The following is a 15,579-nucleotide window of genomic DNA, read 5'->3' as shown; positions in this document are numbered from 1 at the left end:
GACGCAAGCAGCGGTGCGGCCGCTCGGCGAGGAAGCGTGCGACCCAGGGGAGGAAACCGGGTCCGCACAGGAGGAGTTCGCCGCGTAGTTCACCTCGACACCCCGAGGTGCGCATCTCGCTCTGCGGCTCGCAGTGCGGGTCCTGGAGGAGTGGGGGCATCCGCCTGCCTCGGACGTCTCCTGCACCGTCGCCCTGTTGGTGGCGGAACTCGCCGCCAATGCCGTACGCCACGGGCGTGTGCCAGGGCTCGACTTCCGGCTTCGCCTGACCTCTGATGCGCGGCGGCGTCTGATCCGTATCGAGGCGGGGGACGCGTCCTCGGACTGGCCCCCGGCCCCTGCGCCTGCGCCGTCCCCCGACGATGAGGCGGTGCGCGGCCTGCTTCTCGTGGACGTGCTGGCCACCCGCTGGGGTGTGACGCCCCGTGTTCCGATCGGCAAGGTCGTCTGGTCGGAAGTGGCGGTGGAGCCCTGAGGCCTTCGACTGAACTCAACCCTGTTCCATGTCGACCGGTGGCCGATAAGAGGGGTTATCGGTGAATCAATAGGTCGAAGCCATCCAGTCTTCCTACTGTTCCTTTACACCGAGCCCCCACGAAGCGGCGGGCCGGACACCGGAGCAGAGGAGCTGACCGTGACGGCACACCCCGCGCAGAGCACTCACGCTGAAGAATCCGCACCGTCGGCAGAAGCCGAGGACCCGCAGACGCTCTTCGGCCTCCTGGAGACCCGCCTCGCCGCCTCGGTGCTCTCCGACGCGACGAAGGCGATGCTCCGGGAGGCGCTGGGAGACGTCGAAGGGGCCGCCGCGGCCGCCGCGCCTCGCCGCGTCTATCTGGACTCCGTCTCCGTCGCCGGCTTCCGGGGCATCGGCCCCAAGGCGTGGCTCTCCCTCGCCCCCAAGCCCGGCGTCACCCTTGTCGTCGGACGCAACGGCTCCGGCAAGTCCAGCTTCGCCGATGCCATCGAGACGGCGTTCACCGGGAAGAGCGCCCGGTGGGACGGGCTCAACCCCGTGTACCGCAGCAACTGGCGCAACCTGCACAACGGTGCGGCGCCGAAGATCGAAGTCAAGCTGTGTGAGGAAGGAGACACCAAACCCAGCACCCTGACCTGCACCTGGGCGGGGGACGATGTCACGCTGCCCGACATCGAGTTCAAGCGTCCGGGGCACGGGCGCGGCGCCTTCGGCGAGGCGGGCTGGCAGCAGCCGCTGACCGACTACCGCCCGTTCCTGTCGTACTCCGACCTCGACCGGATGATCAGCGGGAAGCCCAGTCAGATGTACGACGCGGTCGCCAAGATCCTCGGTCTGGGCAAGCTGACTGGCGCCGACGACCTGCTCCAGCTCCTGGAGAAGGAGCTGAACACCGCGCTGAAGAGCGCTGAAGCGGAGCTGCCGGGGCTGGTCGAGATGCTGTCCGGTCTGGAGGACCCCCGGGCGGACGCGGCGATCGCGGCTCTCGGCCGGACCGGAGCCCCCGACTTCGACGCGCTGACCGTGCTGGTGGAGGGCCTGCCCACCGCCGACGCCGGCCACCTCGACGGGCTGCGCGCCGCCGCTGCCCTGACCGGACCCGACCTCGACGAGGTCGGCCCGGCGGTGGACCGTCTGCGCGAGGCCGTCGCCGTCCTGGGCGACGTGCGCGCATCGGGCGCCGAGGACGCTCACCAGCGCGCCGAACTGCTGGCCAAGGCCCTGGACCACAGCCGCCGTCACCCCGGCGAGGAAGCCTGTCCCGTCTGCGGCTCGGCCCGGCTGCTGGACGACGCCTGGGCAGAGCGTGCGGCCGACCAGATCGCCGCTCTTCGGCAGGAGGCCGCCGCCGCCGAGGAAGCGCGGAGCGCCCTGCGCCGCTCTGTGGATGCCGTGCGGTACCTCGTTACCCAGGCCCCCAACTGGCTTCCGGCCGCGCTGGTCGATCCGTGGGAGGAGTGGACGGCCTGTCGCGGGATCGCCGATCCCGAGCAGCTCGCCGGGCGGGCCGAGAACAGCGCCCTCGTCCTGGCCGACGCCTGTGCCGTCCTCAGGGAGGAGGCGGTCCTGGAACTGGAGAAGCTGGACGAGGGCTGGCGCCGGTGCGTCGCGCGGCTCGCGGGCTGGCTCGACCGGGCGCGTACCGCCCATGCCGGAAAGCCCCGGCTGCGTCAGGTGAAGGCGGCCCGCAAGTGGCTCAAGGACGTCGGCGGGGAGCTGCGGGAGGAGCGGCTGCGGCCCTTCGCCGACCACACGCAGAGGATTTGGGAGCAGCTGCGGCAGCAGAGCAACGTCGACCTGCGGTCCGTGCGCCTGAACGGCACCGAGAAGGCCTCCGTGCGCAAGCTCGTGATGGACGTGTGGGTGGACGGTACGGAGGCGTCGGCCCTCGGGGTCATGAGCCAGGGGGAGCTGCACTCCCTCGCGCTGTCACTCTTCCTGCCCCGCGCCGCCGCGCCGGACAGCCCGTTCGGCTTCGTGGTGATCGACGACCCGGTGCAGTCCATGGACCCGGCGAAGGTCCACGGCCTCGCGAAGGTCCTGCACGACCTCGGCCAGACCCGGCAGGTCGTGGTCTTCACCCACGACACCAGGCTGCAGCGTGCCTTCCACGACCAGGAGCTCGCCGTGACGGTGCTCCAGGTCGAGCGGGGTGACCGGTCCATCGTCAAGGTCGAGCGGGAGACCGATCCGGTCGCTCAGGCGCTGAAGGACGCGCGGGCCCTCGCGAGCACGACGGACCTCCCGGCCGTGGCGATGACCCATGTCCTGCCCGGCATCTGCCGGACCGTGCTGGAGCGCGCGTTCACCGAGGCCGCCTGGCTGCGTATGCACCGGGCCGGCATCGCGGAACACGAAGCACAGGCCGCGATCACCGACGCGAACACGCTGAGGGAGATCGCCGCTCTGGGGCTGTTCGGTGACGCGTCCAGGGCGGGGGACATCTACCGGGAGCTGAGCAGGCGCTGCGGGCCGCAGGCCGTGGGACTCGTCAGGCAGTGCCAGGAGGGTGCGCATCCCACGGGCGCTTCCATGCCGGCCCCGCACCGGTTCGTGGACGCCATCGCAGTCATTGCCGAGAACGTACGGAAGCCGGAGGACTCGACGCCGTGAACACCACCATCCCCCTGTTGCTCGCGACCGCCGACCGGCTCCTCACCGACCCGCCCGCCGCGATGGCGGCGGGCAGGTACCGGGGAGCCGCCTTCGCCCTCCGGACCGCACTGGAGATCGCGGTCTCCGACGCGCTGCTGGCCGCGACGCCCGCAGTCCGGGCCAGGTCCACGCGAGCGAAGCTCCTCTGCCTGCGCTGCTGCACCGAAGCCGAGACTGCCCGACGGGCCAAGGCCGTATGGAAGCTTCTCTGCTTGGGCTGCCACTACCACCACTACGAGATCGGCCCTACCGCAAGCCAGTTGGAGCTCTGGCGGAGCGAAGTCAATCTCGTTGTAGCCCGATTGGGGAATTGATCAGTCTTTGCAGACCAGCCCACCGGCGGCTTCACCCTCCCCCGAATGCCGGCTCAGCGGGCCCGGAACCCGATGCTCATCACTGCCGTCGAGCGGGCTGCTGCCTCCACCGCGCTGGGCTGCCCCCCGTGGGAGCTCGGGCCGTGCGCCGAGTGCGGCCAGCTGATGCGCAGGTACGGGCGGGACGCCGCCATGTTCTGTGGCGTGTGCCGCGCCGTCCTCAACGACCGATAGCTCCGAAGCCGCAGCGGAGGGCAACTGCGACCACGGAACGACGAAGGACTCGACCGGGACGCGGTCGGGTCCTTCGTTTGCCCTCGTGGGCGAGTGCTGAAGATGCGAGATTCAAACTCGTGAGGGGTCGCCCCCAACACGCTTTCCAAATGTTCGTACGCCCGTCCGGCGGGGGTCGTACCCGTCCTCACCAGCAACGGAGTGCTTGAGCCGGTGCCGTTCGGCCGCCCCCGGACAGGGGTGAACGAGACCAGAACTGAGACCAGTCGGGGCGGTCAGTCGGATGCTCAGTGGGCATCGATGTAGCGTCCGGCGGGTTCCGGTTCGCTGCCCGGGGCGGGGCTGCCCGCCTCGCTCTGTGGGGTGGTATTTGGCTCAGCTGAGAACCAGGAGGCCGCCCAGGCGGTGTTGTGTGGCGACACGGCACCAGCTGCGTTGAGCATCGCTTCCTGTTGGAATCGTCTCCCTACGGAGGACTTCGCATGACGAACGAGACGGGTACTACACGTTTCACGGGCAACGGCAGCGGCAGCGAGATCCGGGAATCTGCACACTCTGTCATCTCGGTGGATCTTGGGGAGGGATCCGGCGTCGTGACCATCTCGTCGTTGGAGTACGAGCGTATCCAGGCGGCTGCCGAGCTCTGTGTCTACGCCGAGCGGCAGGGACTACGGCTGGTACGGGCCGATGGTCCGAACGGACATCTTGTGCCGCAGGCGCTGGTGCTCGCCGACGTGCTTCTGCTCCCGCCTGGCCGCCACCCGAGGGATGTGCTGCGCGACATCGGCGCCGGCTCGGGACTGGGATGTTGATCTGGATCGACCCAGTGGCGCTGGCCGGGTAGCGAATACGGGGAGACCATGCACGGTCTCATTGCGGTTCGGGTCGAGGGGAAGAGTGCCGAATCCGAACACGTCAATTCTGCGCTGATCGTGGGCGGCAGCCTGAGTGTGAGCCAGGGGGATCAATGCATCGGTGGGCTCCTTTGAACGAGCGGCAGTTGGAGCTCCTGCGAAGGCTGCAGGGCGGCGAAGGCCTCGGTTCAGACCCCGGACTGCGACGGACAGCCTACGCACTGCGGGACCGGGGGCTGCTCGCAGTTTCCCGTCAACAGGGCGAGCCGGTATGGACGCAGGTGACAGAGGCTGGTGCCTTCTACCTGAAGCACGGCTACCACCCGGATGATCCGAAGCATGCCGCAGCCGAATGGAAGGAAGAGGCAGGGACGAGGCTGCTGTCCTACGCGGATCGACCGGTCGCGCGGGCGCGACGGGCCAAGGCGGAACAGTTGGTCGAGCGGCTGGTCGCCGAGCACAGGGTGGTCTTTCCCGACCTTGGTGAGGACGAGGTGGGTGAGTGGCGGAGGGTGATCGACTATGCCAAGCGTCACGGGCTCGTACCTCCGGGCCGGCGCATTGAAAAGCAGCGGCTGTGGAATCGGGGGCGTGACTTACAGATATCCCTGGAGGAAGGACCGCACCCCAACGAGAAGAGCCAGCGGCCGGGGGAGGCCCCTGCAGTCCGAGTGCCGACACAGATTCGCAAGCCGCATCGTGCTCTGGCCGCGTTCATGGAGGACGACGCCTGGCTGCGCATGCCTTCTGCACCGCGGGCTCGCTCGCTCCGGATCCTTCAGGCTCTGTGCTCCGAGGCTGACCGACGTGGACACCAGGTCACCGGACCAGCCGCCCGAGGGCGCGCCCAGCGTTCCCCCACACACGGACAATGAGCCGCGCGTCGGGAAGGGTACGTGGAGCTGACTGTCGACGGTTTCTCTTGCCGAATGACGATCAAGCGGGAGTACCCGGAGTCGCTGGATCCGGAGCGATCGGTCGTCCTGATGATCGAGCTGCCGTACAGCCGCTCGGGGCGCCGGAGTAAGTGGGCCGATCGCAAGCGCTGGAAACTGGAGGACGTCCTCGGAACCGTCCTCCAAGAGATCGAACTGCGAGCCGTCGACGACGGGCGGCGGAAGGCGGACGAGGAGCGGGCTGCGGCTGAGCGCAAGGCGCTATGGACAGCGGCCATGGATGAGGCCCGGGACAGGGCCGTCGAAGCGCAGCTCGCAGAAGTCCTGCGCGAGCAGTCGGAAGCCTGGCGGGATTCCCGGCTCCTGCATGAGTACTGCCACGCGCTGGAGAGGCGCCTTGCTGAGGCGGGGCCGGAGGGGAGCGGGCTGGCAGATGCTCGACGGTGGCTTGACTGGGCCCGCCGATACGCGCGATCCCTTGACCCACTCGTTGTCCTGCCCGGCATGCCGAAGACACGTGGGTTGGAGGCCGAAGACCTCAAGCCGTTCCTCAGGGGCTGGAGTCCATACGGGCCGAGCCGACAAGGGGGTTCCTGAGCGGCGCCCGTGTGCCGAGAGGAGCGATCCGGCCGCCCGGGCCGGAACTGATCAAAAAAGGACTGTCCGGCAGCTATCGCCGAGGTGTGCAGTGGGGAGCAGGACAGCAGAGATCGGCAGCATCGGGGCCTGGCGATCCGAAGGGGGAGCTCATGACGGTCAACGTGGTTCTGGTGTCGGGAGAACAATCGGAGCTGATTGATGCTGCCGTGGCACTCGGGGACCGCTACACCAAACGGCTGGGGCTGCTGACCCCACCCGCATACCAGCAGGCCGCGGACGAGGGCGGCCTGCTCGTAGCCTTGGAGGGCGAGCGGGTCATCGGCTACGCGCTCTTCGGACTGCCGAAGCGGAGCCCGTACGTGAGGCTGGCTCACCTATGCGTGGCTGAGGAGCATCGCGGCAAGCGCGTAGCGCGCCAACTGGTGCAGACCATCCGGGAGCGTCAGTCCCACCGCCTCGCCATCAAGGTGAGGTGCCGACGCGACTACGAGCTCAGCGGTATGTGGACCAGCCTGGGCTTTGTGCCCCGTGGTGAGGGGCTGGGGCGGGGCCTGAAACGGAAGACCCTGGACTCCTGGTGGCTGGACCTCGGGCATCAGGACCTGTTCTCGGAGGCTGAGAGCGAAGCTCTGCTGGTGGTGACCGTGGACCGTACGGTGTTCGCCGGCCTGAGCGGACGCGGGTCCCAACGGGAGGTCGAGGAGGCCCGCGCTCTGGAGGCCGGCTGGCTCACCGATCTCGTCGAACTGGCATTCACGCCACAGCTCCTGCATGACGTGCACGACATGGCCGACAGCGCCGCGAGGCAGCACCGACGCGCCGACCTGTCGAGCCTTCGGCAGATCACCCCGGACCCGGAGGCGGTGGCAGCCCGGTACGCGGAACTCATGGCCGCCGTGGCCGGCACACTCCCTGACGTACCGGCCGATGCGCGAACCCGTGCACGGCTGCGGTACGTGGCCGAGACCTCCTGCACCGGCCTGCAGCTGCTGGTGACGCGGGACCCAGGGCTTGCGGATATGGCTGATGTCGCCTGGGACGTCGCTGGAGTCAGGGTGGTGGCGCCCTCCGCCGTCACCCTCCATGTCGATGAGCTGAGGCACGCGCAGGTCTACCGGCCCAGGGACCTGATGGGCACCGTGTTCTCGGCGGAAGAGGTCGCTGTCGGCAGCGAGGCAGATCTGGTTCCCTTCTTCGAGCAAGGGGAGTGCGAGGGCGCGCCTGTTTTCGAGCGGCGTCTGCAGAGCTTTGGCCCTGGCACGATCCTGTGGCGACGGGAGCTGCTACGGGACGGAGAGGGGCAGCCAGTTGGTCTGTACGTATGGGCTCTCGACGGCAGAACCCTGAACGTTCCCGTTCTGCGCACGGCCGGCCATGTTCTGGAAGAGACACTGGCCCGGCAGTTGCTCTTCATGCTGAAGCGCCTCGGCCGTGAGCGCGGGGCACAGGTCATCCGGATCACCGACCCGTACCCGTCGGCGGCGGCCAAGGCGGCGGCGGGCGCGGACGGATTCGCCGCTCATACAGACGGCCTCACCGCCCTGCTCGTGGATGTCTGCGGCGCCGCCTCGGAGGTGTCCGGCGCCGCCGCTGACATTGCGCAGCGCTCGGCTCTCACGGTGCCCGACCTGCCCGCTGGCCTGTCTGCCGAGGTAGCGAGTGTCGCTGAGCGCGCTTGGTGGCCGGCGAAGGTCATGGATTCCGGACTGCCGTCGTTCATCGTGCCCATCGAGCCCCGCTGGTCTGCCGACCTGTTCGACTTCCCCACCATGCTGTTGCCGAGGGACGAGGTCCTCGGAATCAGCCGCGAGCACGTCTACTACCGCTCCCCTGGCCACCGGAACGAGAGCGTTCCGGGCCGCCTTCTCTGGTACGTAAGCCGGGGCAACCCCGGTGAGCAAGGACAGATGGTGATCGGTTGCTCCCGCCTGGATGAGGTGGTGATCGATGATCCCGACACCCTCCACTCGCAATTCGAACACCTGGGCGTATATGGTCGGGGAGAAGTTCGGAAGGCGGCCGAACCCTACGGCAGGGCAATGGCGTTGAGGTTCTCGGACACCGAGCTCTTCCCCGAGCCAGTGTCCTACAGGCGCCTGTGTGTGCTGGCTGAGGATCTGGGGCTAGCGTTGTCGCTGCAACAGCTGTCGAAGATCAACGGCACGCTGTTCCAGGCGGTCTACGAAGAGGGGCACCGAAAGACGTGAACGATCCGGAACGCGCGATGCTGCTGTCCGTCCACCCTCGGTTCGCGACCGCCATCCTCGCCGGGAGTAAGACGGTGGAAGTGCGGCGGCAGCGTATCGCCGCGCCTCCCGGCATCCCCGTCCTCCTGTACGCCACCGCGCCGACGATGGCCATCGTCGGCGCAGCCCGCATCGCTTCGGTCCAGGTGGCGTCTCCCCGCGAGGTGTGGTCGACCAGCCGCACGCAGGCGGGCATCAGTCGGCGTGAGTACGACGCGTACATGAGTGGTGCGAGCCGGGCCAGTGGCCTCACGCTGGCTGATCCGGTGACCTTCCGGGAACCGGTCCCGCTCACGGCCCTCCGGGCGGTGGGTTCCTTTCATCCGCCGCAGAGTTACCGCTACGTCAAGCAGATCGATCTCCGTCAGATGGCCGAGGCCGCACCGAACGGCATCGACGTCGCTCTGCGCGACATGCTCGGCAATATGGTCCCTGCCTGAGTGTCGCAATGGGCACAACACCAGCCCCATGCAGGCTTGTTGGGTGCACTGATGCGCCTTGGGCTCTAGCTTGGCTCTGTCAGAGTCGAGGCCGGGTGTGTCCAGTGGTGAACGGCTAGATAGACCCTGACGCGGCGAGAGCTCGCGTGACCGTCCGTATGGGGATGCGTTCCTGCTCCAGGCGGAGATGTGGCCGATGGGTGCCGAGGCGTAGCTCTCGGTCCACCTCGGCTTCGTCCGAGGTGAGGTAGGCGGGTGTCTCGGCTGTCTGGGTCTTCTCCTCACCCCAGTGCGCCCTGTGGGCGAGAAGAGTTTCGCGGTCCATCAGGAAAGACCGGGTGTGGGGGAAGTGGCGGCGGACCTGGCTGAGGATCGCAAAGCCGTGGGTGTCGATGTCGCCCCAGTAGCGGAGGTCGACGTCGGCGAGCCAAGGCAGGTACCGCAGGAGTGCGGCGGCGTAGCCGGCGCCGAGGATGGCGATGGCGCCGGGGACGTCGGGCAGGGACAGGTAGGTGATCTCGTTTTCGAGAACGAAGACGGTGCGGGTGCCCGGGGGCGGTGCGGTGAGCTCGTTCGCGCGGACGGTGATCTCACTAAACGGGCCTGGCTGGTTGCCGAGGTAGCGCAAGCGTACGTAGGGCGGCTTGGTGAGGAAGCCGTAGCGCGCGGCGAAGTCTCCTTTCGGAGCACTGGTGTGGATGCGGTCGGTGGGCAGGGCGTGGCCGAGGAGTTCGCCGAGGATGCCCTTGTTGGTCTCGATGAACTTGGTGTCGACGCCGGGGACGTCAACCTGTCGGAGGTAGATCGGGCCGCTTTCGTGGTCCCGGATCCAGTGCACGGTATCGACGAGCTGCTGCCAGTGGGTATGGGCCTGGAGCACTTTCATCGGGTGGGTGGCCATCCACTGGGCGAGGTGGGGGTCCTGCAGGGCGGTGCAGGTATGGAGGTCGTCGAACAGGTCGACCTGCGCGCTGACTCCGAGGAGGAACCAGAGGTCTTGGCGGGTGTCGACCCAGACCCGCTCGGGGATGGTGTTCGCCGGAGTGTTGTTGCGGCCCCCGATGGTCTTCGTCTGGATCCGCAGATGGGGATGCCGGCCAACTGCCCATGATTCCGCCCACACCCGTGCCTGTTCGTAGTGCCCGGTGGCGTCGGCCGCGATGGGGCCCTTGAGTGGAATGCCGATGGGCTCGAAGAGAAGGTTCTGCGCGGCTGCGGCGAGGTAGAGCCCGGTGGTCCACCTGCGGCGAAGTACGGCGACGACCTGGTCGGGACCGGTCCACTGCGGCAGGGTCACGACCGGGCCTCCGGCTGAGAAGCCGCATGGTGAATCGCTGCCTTCTGCTCGCGGTACTCCTCGATGGTGAGCGTGGTCAGCCGTGATTGGATCTCGTCGGACTTGTAGACGTAGCCGACGCGGCTGACGTGAGGCTCGATCACGTGGAGCTTCTGCAGCGGGGTGACGACGAGGAGCTGGAGCCCGAGCCGGTGGAACAGACCGAGGCCGAAGTGGGCGGCGTCGTCGTCGCCGCGCCCAAACGCTTCGTCGATGACGACGAACCGGAACGTCCTCGCGTTCTTCGCCTCGGGGTCGATGCGGAACTGGTAGGCCAGGGAGGCGGCCAGGATGGTGTAGGCGAGCTTCTCCTTCTGGCCGCCGGACTTGCCGCTGGAGTCCGAGTAGACCTCGTACTCGGTGTCGTCGGCACGGCTGCACTCGCTGGCGGAGAAGGTGAACCACCGGCGGACGTCGGTGACACGGGATGTCCACTCCGCGTCCCTCTCAGCCTCCCCGGAGCGGCCCTTGAACCGGTCGATGAGGCGCTTGACCTGTAGGAACTTCTCCTCGGTGTACGCGTTGTCGGTCTCGGTGGCGAGCGCGTCGGCAGTGCATTCGAGCAGGTCGCGCCGGAAGTCCCGGATCTCGACGTTGACGGTGGGCACGGCGTTGAGGCGGACGTAACGGCCGGGGCCGTAGTCGATCTCCTTCAGCGATTCGTTGATGATGCCGATGCGTTCGCGGATCTCCTGTTCCTGGGCGCGCAGGCGGGCCTGGAAGGAGGCGATGTCGCGGATGACGTTCGTGCGCAGGTAGTGCTGGAACTGGGCCTCGAACCTGGGTAGATCGTCACTGACCAGCTGGTCGTGGAGCGCGCGGTAGTTCTTGGCGGAGCCGAGGGTGTTGTCAAGGTCGTTCGCGTCCTGCTGGTAGGTGGCGCGGAAGGACGTCATCATCGCCGTGGCGTCGCTGGCGGCATTCTGGAGGGCCCGCTGCTGGCTCTCGACGGTGCGGCTGATCTTCGCGAACGACTGGGTCTCCGCCGTCTGCAGCAGTTCCAGGTACCGCCCCTCCGGAGCTGAAGGGGGCAGGAAGGCCGTCAGCGCGCCCGAGTGCCCTGCCAGGGCGGTGAGGTCGGACTGTTCGAGAATCGCGGAGGTCGCCGAAAGCTGGGCCGTCACCTTGCTGCGCTCGTTCCGGATGCCGCCGAGCTTCTCCCCGCCGGCGCGAACGGCGGCTCGACCGAGCTCGATCTCGGTGTCCGTCCGAAGGAGTTCCGCAGTGAGCTTGTCGAGGCCGACCTCGGCCACGAGGTCCCTCTTCTGATGCTCCACTTGTTCGAGCTCGGCAACCGACGTGTGCCAGTCGATATCGTTGTAGGAGGAGATGCTTCCGAGGAGCGTCAAGGCCTCACCCACCCCGGCTCGTTCCTTCTGCCGCTGCGCGACCTCGCTGGTCCGCGCGGTGATGGCTGCGCTCTTCTTGGTGAGTTGGGCGGCCTTGGCGAGGAGCGCGTCCAGCTTCGCCTGGTTGGACCAGCCGAGGACCCAGGAGCTCCGGTCGTCGATGCGGGAGGCGTCGTTCTTCTCGTGCCGGCCGCCACCACCCTTGATCAGGCCCTGCCGCGTCACCGCGGGCCGGGCGGAGCGGGTGAAGGCGTCCAGGTCGGCCGCGCACACGTAGTCAGCGCGTGTGTTCAGCTGTGTGGCGAGCCAGCAGCGCGCCCAGCTGTCGTGCCGGAGTTCGAGTTTGCCGGTCAGCAGGTCCCGGTCCTGCGGCAGCTCTGCGGCCGGTACCTGGGCGGGCACCTTGTAGTACACCAGGCGCAGTCCGAGGTGCCGTCCGTTCACCCACTCCGAGACCCGGGTGTACTGGGCTTCGGGGACGAGGAGGGACAGTGCGAAGCCGCGCAGGACACGTTCGGCTGCTCCGGCCCAGACGGCTTCGTCGTCGCGGACCTGGATCAGTTCTCCCGCGAAGGGGAGCTCCTCGACGGTGACGCCTGCGGCGGCCGAGAGGTTCTGCCGCAGTTGAAGGAGCTTGGCGGGGATGCTGGAGCGCTGGCTCTGCAGGCTGGCGATCTCCTGCCGGATTTCACCCGTCTCCTTGTTGTTGTGGTGGCGATCCACAGCCAAGGCGTCGAGTTCTTCGCGTTCCTGCTGTTCCAGCCGCGTGGCATGCGCACGAGCCTCGGCGACCTGGCCGGAGCGTTCACGGAACGACACCGCGTCGCCGACCGGCTCCAGGCCGGCCGTACCGAGCCAGCCCGTGTATTCGCCGGCTCGGCCGCGGCGCCGGTCACGCTCGCCACATAGTTCCCCGATCCTGGCGTCCAGTCGGACGAGCTTCTCCCCGCCGGCTCCGTCGATCTGGCGTTGAAGGGTGTCGGCACTCTGACGGAGCCGCTCAAGGTCCGTCTCGCGCCGGTCCTGCTGTGTGGCGAGCTCCTCGATGCGGCCGACCAGTTCGGCGTCGCGTTTCCCCAGGGTGTCACGCCGATGCTGGGCGAAGAAGACAGGGAGGACGTCGCGGCGCTGCTTGAGCGCGTCAATGTCACGTTGGATCTCGTCGCACCTGTTGCAGGCCTGCACGATCGGCCCGAGAACGTCGATCATCGCTTTCGCACGCACGACCTCGTTGTGGCTGGCGGTCAGCGCGTTGAAGTGCGCGACGATCTTGTCGACCTCGGTCTTGGCGTCGAACGGTTCGAGCATCCGCTCGCGGACGAACTCGTCCAGGCTCCCCACGGCCTTCATCGACACCGTCTGATGGAACAGGTCCAGCGCCTGGTCGCTGGGGATGCCGAGGCTGCGGCGCAGGGTCTTCGCGTAGGGCGGGTAGCTGTTGTGGATCGTCGCGCCGTTGCGCCGCAGACGCTGGCGCAGGTCGTTGATGTCGCTCCCGAAGTCGGTGAAGTCCGCGCCGATGGACATCGAGGTATCGGCGGTGACGTAGAACCGGTCCGGCTGCCCCGTGTTGGCGTCGGGAACCCAGAACACCTGGGCGAGGGTGACGTGGAGTCCGAGGGTGTAGTTGGTGAACACGCCGAGGATCACGCTGTGGGAGGAGGAGCCGCGAAGAGGGATGGGGCGGGTGCTGTTCGTCGCCTCGACCCGCTCGGTCTTGTAGTGGCCGAGCACGTACGAGCGCAGGTTCCGCTCCTTCGCGTCGGCGCCGGCGGCCTTGTTGTAGGCGATCTTGTTGGCCGGCAGCAGCAGGGTGGTCATCGCGTCCACCAACGTGGACTTGCCGGAACCGACTCCACCTGTCAGCAGCGCGCTGCGGCCGTCGATCCCGAAGCCCCAGATGGTCCGGTGGAACGTGCCCCAGTTGAGTACCTCCAGACTGGCCAGCCGGAAGCCCGGGCCGACACCGAGAGCGCCATCGGCGGGCCCCTGCTGCCGGGGGATGAGGGACGCTGCCGGGGTGGTGATGCTCATGCGTCGCCCTCCGGCGTGATGGTGTCGCGGTAGGTGGAAAGCAGGTCGTTGAAATCGCTGAGGACCTGGGCGTCGACGAGGGCCTTGATGTGCCGCCGGACCTCGTACATGCCGGGCTGCTTGGTCTGGCGCAGTGCTTTCAGGTCGCACAGCTTCTTGATGTGGCTGTCGATCTGATCGACCAGCTGTGCCTCGTTGCTGCGCGGCGGCAGGAAGCCGCGGACCAATTCGACGAGGTCGTCGCGGGACAGCAGCAGGCGGGTGTCGCCCGAGGTGGCGTCGCTCTCCGCGAGACGCCCGCGGAGGAGGACCAGCATCAGGCTGACAGCGAAGGAGAGCCGGTGACGGGTCACCAGCCGAGGCATCGTGACACCGTCGTCGCGTGCCTCCGGGTCGAGCTGCCGGGTGTAGGCGTAGCCCTCCGCGAGGTCGACCACGAGGTCTAGGCCGATCACCCGGAGGTAGTCGCCGATCGCTGTTTGATGCGCGGTGATCTGCTCCCAGACCGCCGGCGCATCACTCTGGTACAGCACACCCGCTTTCAGCAGGTGCACGACGGGCACGGACAGTGCGTCGCTCACGCCTGTTCCACCTCTCCGGCGGCCGTGCCGCCCTCGTTGAGCACGAACGTCACCTGCGGCACCGTGGCCACGGTGTGTCCCGGTGCATTCACGCGCTCGTAGACCACCTCGCGGCTGTGCTCGGGGTCGATCACCACATCCAGCCCAGGGCGCTGCAGTTGGAAGTACGTCAAGAGTTCAGCAAGCCCCAGCGTCAGCGGGAAACGATCGACGATCGCTGCCAGGTTCGCCTGACGGCTCGGGCTCTCTTCGAGCAGTGCCAGCACCTGTCCGGCCAGCACCTCGCCGTCCACGTGCAGGCCGGCGAACAGCTCGGAGACATCCACGTCCACCCCGTCGTCGGACGACTCCTCCACCGCGCTGTCCAGCTCCGCCCGCTCGACCGGCATGTACAGGCGCCGCTCCATCGGCAGGACGAGGTCCACATGCGGGACCTCCAGTTCCATTCCCGGAAGGTCGCGGCGGGCGTCCAGCGCTGTGACGTGGCGCTGGATGGAGCGTGCCAGGACCAGGACCCGGCGGTCCTCCTCCCGCCCCCGTTCGGCCAGGAACCGGCGCAGCTGCTCGGTGAGCTGCCGGACGGTGTCCTGGGTGCTCTCGGCCGCTTCGAGCCACGCCCGCGGAATCTTGAGGAGGTTCTTGTTGGTCTTGCCGTCCAGTTGCGGCAGCTGGTTCACCTCTTCCAGGAGATCCAGCAGCTCCTCCTGACGGCGAGGCGACAGGAGGTAGTCGAAGAACGCCTGGAAGCTCTGGCCCTGGTCCGACTCGGCGATCATCTCCCGGTCCATGAGGAAAGAGGCCAGCAGCTCGCCCTTGCCGCCCTCGGCACCCGCCACGTCCTGGCGGAAGCGCCGGTCCAGCTCCCGCAGGTTCCCCTCGACCTCCCGGAAATCCCGCAGCAGGTCGATCGCCATGCCCTCCACCTGCTGGTACCGGTCCAGCAGGGCGACCGGCGTCAGCACATCGAGCTCACCCGCACGCAGCCGCGCGATCTGGGTATCGATCTGATCCCGTTCACGGCTGAGTTCGTCGATGCGTGCCTGCGGATCCATCTCCGTACCGAAGGCCATCTGTCGCAGCAGGTCGACGATGGTGCCAAGACGGGACTCGGTACCGATGAACGAGCGCGCGGGCAGGGCCCGGACCCACGCGACGGCCTTCTCCAAAGCGCTGGTCGCATCGAAATGCGGCTCGTCTTCACCGGGCGGGTAGTACTTGCGCAGCCAGCCGTTGTTGGTCCACTCCGTCAAATACTCCGAAGCAGCCCGCGGGTACGAGCCGAGTGCCCGCTCGTTGAGGTCATACAGCTGATCGTCCAAGCGGGAGACCAGGACGCCCTCGGACACCCCCCGCTCGTTCTCGTCGACGAACACCGTGCCGCAGAACGCCAGGACCAGCGGCGCGTTGCCGGCCCGCAGCAGCTGCCACGCCGGGTGCTTGAAAAGGCCAGATACTTCGTCGAAGTCCACGCATCCCTACCCCGGCCAGATGGATTCAGTGCCATGCCCGGCTCGAACCCGGCTGGCTGCGCTCACCGTAGTAGGGAGCACTGACAAAGCCGG

General features: G+C 67.8%; 12 protein-coding genes and 1 pseudogene. 9 read left to right on the top strand and 4 right to left on the bottom strand.

Annotation, left to right across the window (positions count from 1 at the left end; translation table 11 throughout):
- Positions 1 to 109 precede the first annotated feature (109 nt).
- The 9 genes and pseudogenes from MTF69_RS03475 to MTF69_RS03435 all read left to right on the top strand — a co-directional run.
- Positions 110 to 475, top strand: a pseudogene (locus MTF69_RS03475) (ATP-binding protein); the annotation flags it as partial.
- 159 nt (positions 476 to 634) lie between these two features.
- Positions 635 to 3,091: an ATP-binding protein gene (locus MTF69_RS03470; RefSeq protein WP_243330580.1), complete on the top strand. Its 2,457-nt coding sequence runs from the start codon at positions 635 to 637 to the stop codon at positions 3,089 to 3,091.
- On the top strand, positions 3,088 to 3,447 hold the full coding sequence (locus MTF69_RS03465; protein WP_243330579.1) for a hypothetical protein: 360 nt from the start codon (positions 3,088 to 3,090) through the stop codon (positions 3,445 to 3,447). Before MTF69_RS03470 ends, MTF69_RS03465 begins: the two co-directional genes overlap by 4 nt.
- A 45-nt stretch (positions 3,448 to 3,492) precedes the next feature.
- Positions 3,493 to 3,681: a hypothetical protein gene (locus MTF69_RS03460; RefSeq protein WP_243330578.1), complete on the top strand. Its 189-nt coding sequence runs from the start codon at positions 3,493 to 3,495 to the stop codon at positions 3,679 to 3,681.
- Positions 3,682 to 4,163: 482 nt separating this feature from the next.
- Complete coding sequence (locus tag MTF69_RS03455) at positions 4,164 to 4,493, top strand: hypothetical protein (protein ID WP_243330577.1); 330 nt, start codon at positions 4,164 to 4,166, stop codon at positions 4,491 to 4,493.
- A 173-nt stretch (positions 4,494 to 4,666) separates the two neighbouring features.
- Positions 4,667 to 5,410 (top strand): hypothetical protein, encoded by a 744-nt coding sequence (locus MTF69_RS03450; protein WP_243330576.1) that lies wholly within the window; start codon positions 4,667 to 4,669, stop codon positions 5,408 to 5,410.
- 54 nt (positions 5,411 to 5,464) lie between these two features.
- On the top strand, positions 5,465 to 6,028 hold the full coding sequence (locus tag MTF69_RS03445) for a hypothetical protein (protein ID WP_243330574.1): 564 nt from the start codon (positions 5,465 to 5,467) through the stop codon (positions 6,026 to 6,028).
- A gap of 152 nt (positions 6,029 to 6,180) precedes the next feature.
- Entirely contained in the window at positions 6,181 to 8,238 is a 2,058-nt protein-coding gene (locus MTF69_RS03440; RefSeq protein ID WP_243330573.1) for a GNAT family N-acetyltransferase, read from the top strand.
- Positions 8,235 to 8,717 carry an ASCH domain-containing protein gene (locus MTF69_RS03435; protein ID WP_243330571.1) on the top strand — a complete coding sequence of 161 codons (483 nt, stop codon included), beginning with the start codon at positions 8,235 to 8,237 and terminating at the stop codon, positions 8,715 to 8,717. The genes MTF69_RS03440 and MTF69_RS03435 overlap by 4 nt, the downstream gene beginning before the upstream one ends.
- 115 nt (positions 8,718 to 8,832) lie before the next feature.
- Here MTF69_RS03435 and MTF69_RS03430 read toward each other — a convergent pair whose 3' ends face one another.
- The 4 genes from MTF69_RS03430 to MTF69_RS03415 are packed head-to-tail and all read right to left on the bottom strand — an operon-like array spanning position 8,833 to position 15,486.
- Positions 8,833 to 10,014: a Wadjet anti-phage system protein JetD domain-containing protein gene (locus tag MTF69_RS03430; RefSeq protein WP_243330569.1), complete on the bottom strand. Its 1,182-nt coding sequence runs from the start codon at positions 10,012 to 10,014 to the stop codon at positions 8,833 to 8,835.
- Positions 10,011 to 13,436, bottom strand: coding sequence for an ATP-binding protein (locus MTF69_RS03425; RefSeq protein WP_243330567.1), 3,426 nt, complete (start codon positions 13,434 to 13,436; stop codon positions 10,011 to 10,013). The genes MTF69_RS03430 and MTF69_RS03425 overlap by 4 nt, the downstream gene beginning before the upstream one ends.
- Positions 13,433 to 14,017 (bottom strand): DUF4194 domain-containing protein, encoded by a 585-nt coding sequence (locus MTF69_RS03420; RefSeq protein WP_243330565.1) that lies wholly within the window; start codon positions 14,015 to 14,017, stop codon positions 13,433 to 13,435. Before MTF69_RS03420 ends, MTF69_RS03425 begins: the two co-directional genes overlap by 4 nt.
- Positions 14,014 to 15,486: a DUF3375 domain-containing protein gene (locus tag MTF69_RS03415; protein WP_243330564.1), complete on the bottom strand. Its 1,473-nt coding sequence runs from the start codon at positions 15,484 to 15,486 to the stop codon at positions 14,014 to 14,016. Before MTF69_RS03415 ends, MTF69_RS03420 begins: the two co-directional genes overlap by 4 nt.
- Positions 15,487 to 15,579: the final 93 nt, after the last annotated feature.

The organism is Streptomyces sp. AP-93, assembly GCF_022808175.1.
Classification (GTDB): domain Bacteria; phylum Actinomycetota; class Actinomycetes; order Streptomycetales; family Streptomycetaceae; genus Streptomyces.
The sequence above is the reverse complement of the archived record's forward strand: the minus strand, read 5'-3'. Positions and strand labels throughout refer to the sequence as shown.

Bases quoted from the DNA above. Each gene is read 5' to 3' on its own strand.
- MTF69_RS03460 (WP_243330578.1), top strand. From the start codon at position 3,493: ATGCCGGCTCAGCGGGCCCGGAACCCGATGCTCATCACTGCCGTCGAG.
- MTF69_RS03455 (WP_243330577.1), top strand. From the start codon at position 4,164: ATGACGAACGAGACGGGTACTACACGTTTCACGGGCAACGGCAGCGGC.
- MTF69_RS03445 (WP_243330574.1), top strand. From the start codon at position 5,465: ATGACGATCAAGCGGGAGTACCCGGAGTCGCTGGATCCGGAGCGATCG.
- MTF69_RS03440 (WP_243330573.1), top strand. From the start codon at position 6,181: ATGACGGTCAACGTGGTTCTGGTGTCGGGAGAACAATCGGAGCTGATT.
- MTF69_RS03425 (WP_243330567.1), bottom strand. From the start codon at position 13,436: ATGAGCATCACCACCCCGGCAGCGTCCCTCATCCCCCGGCAGCAGGGG.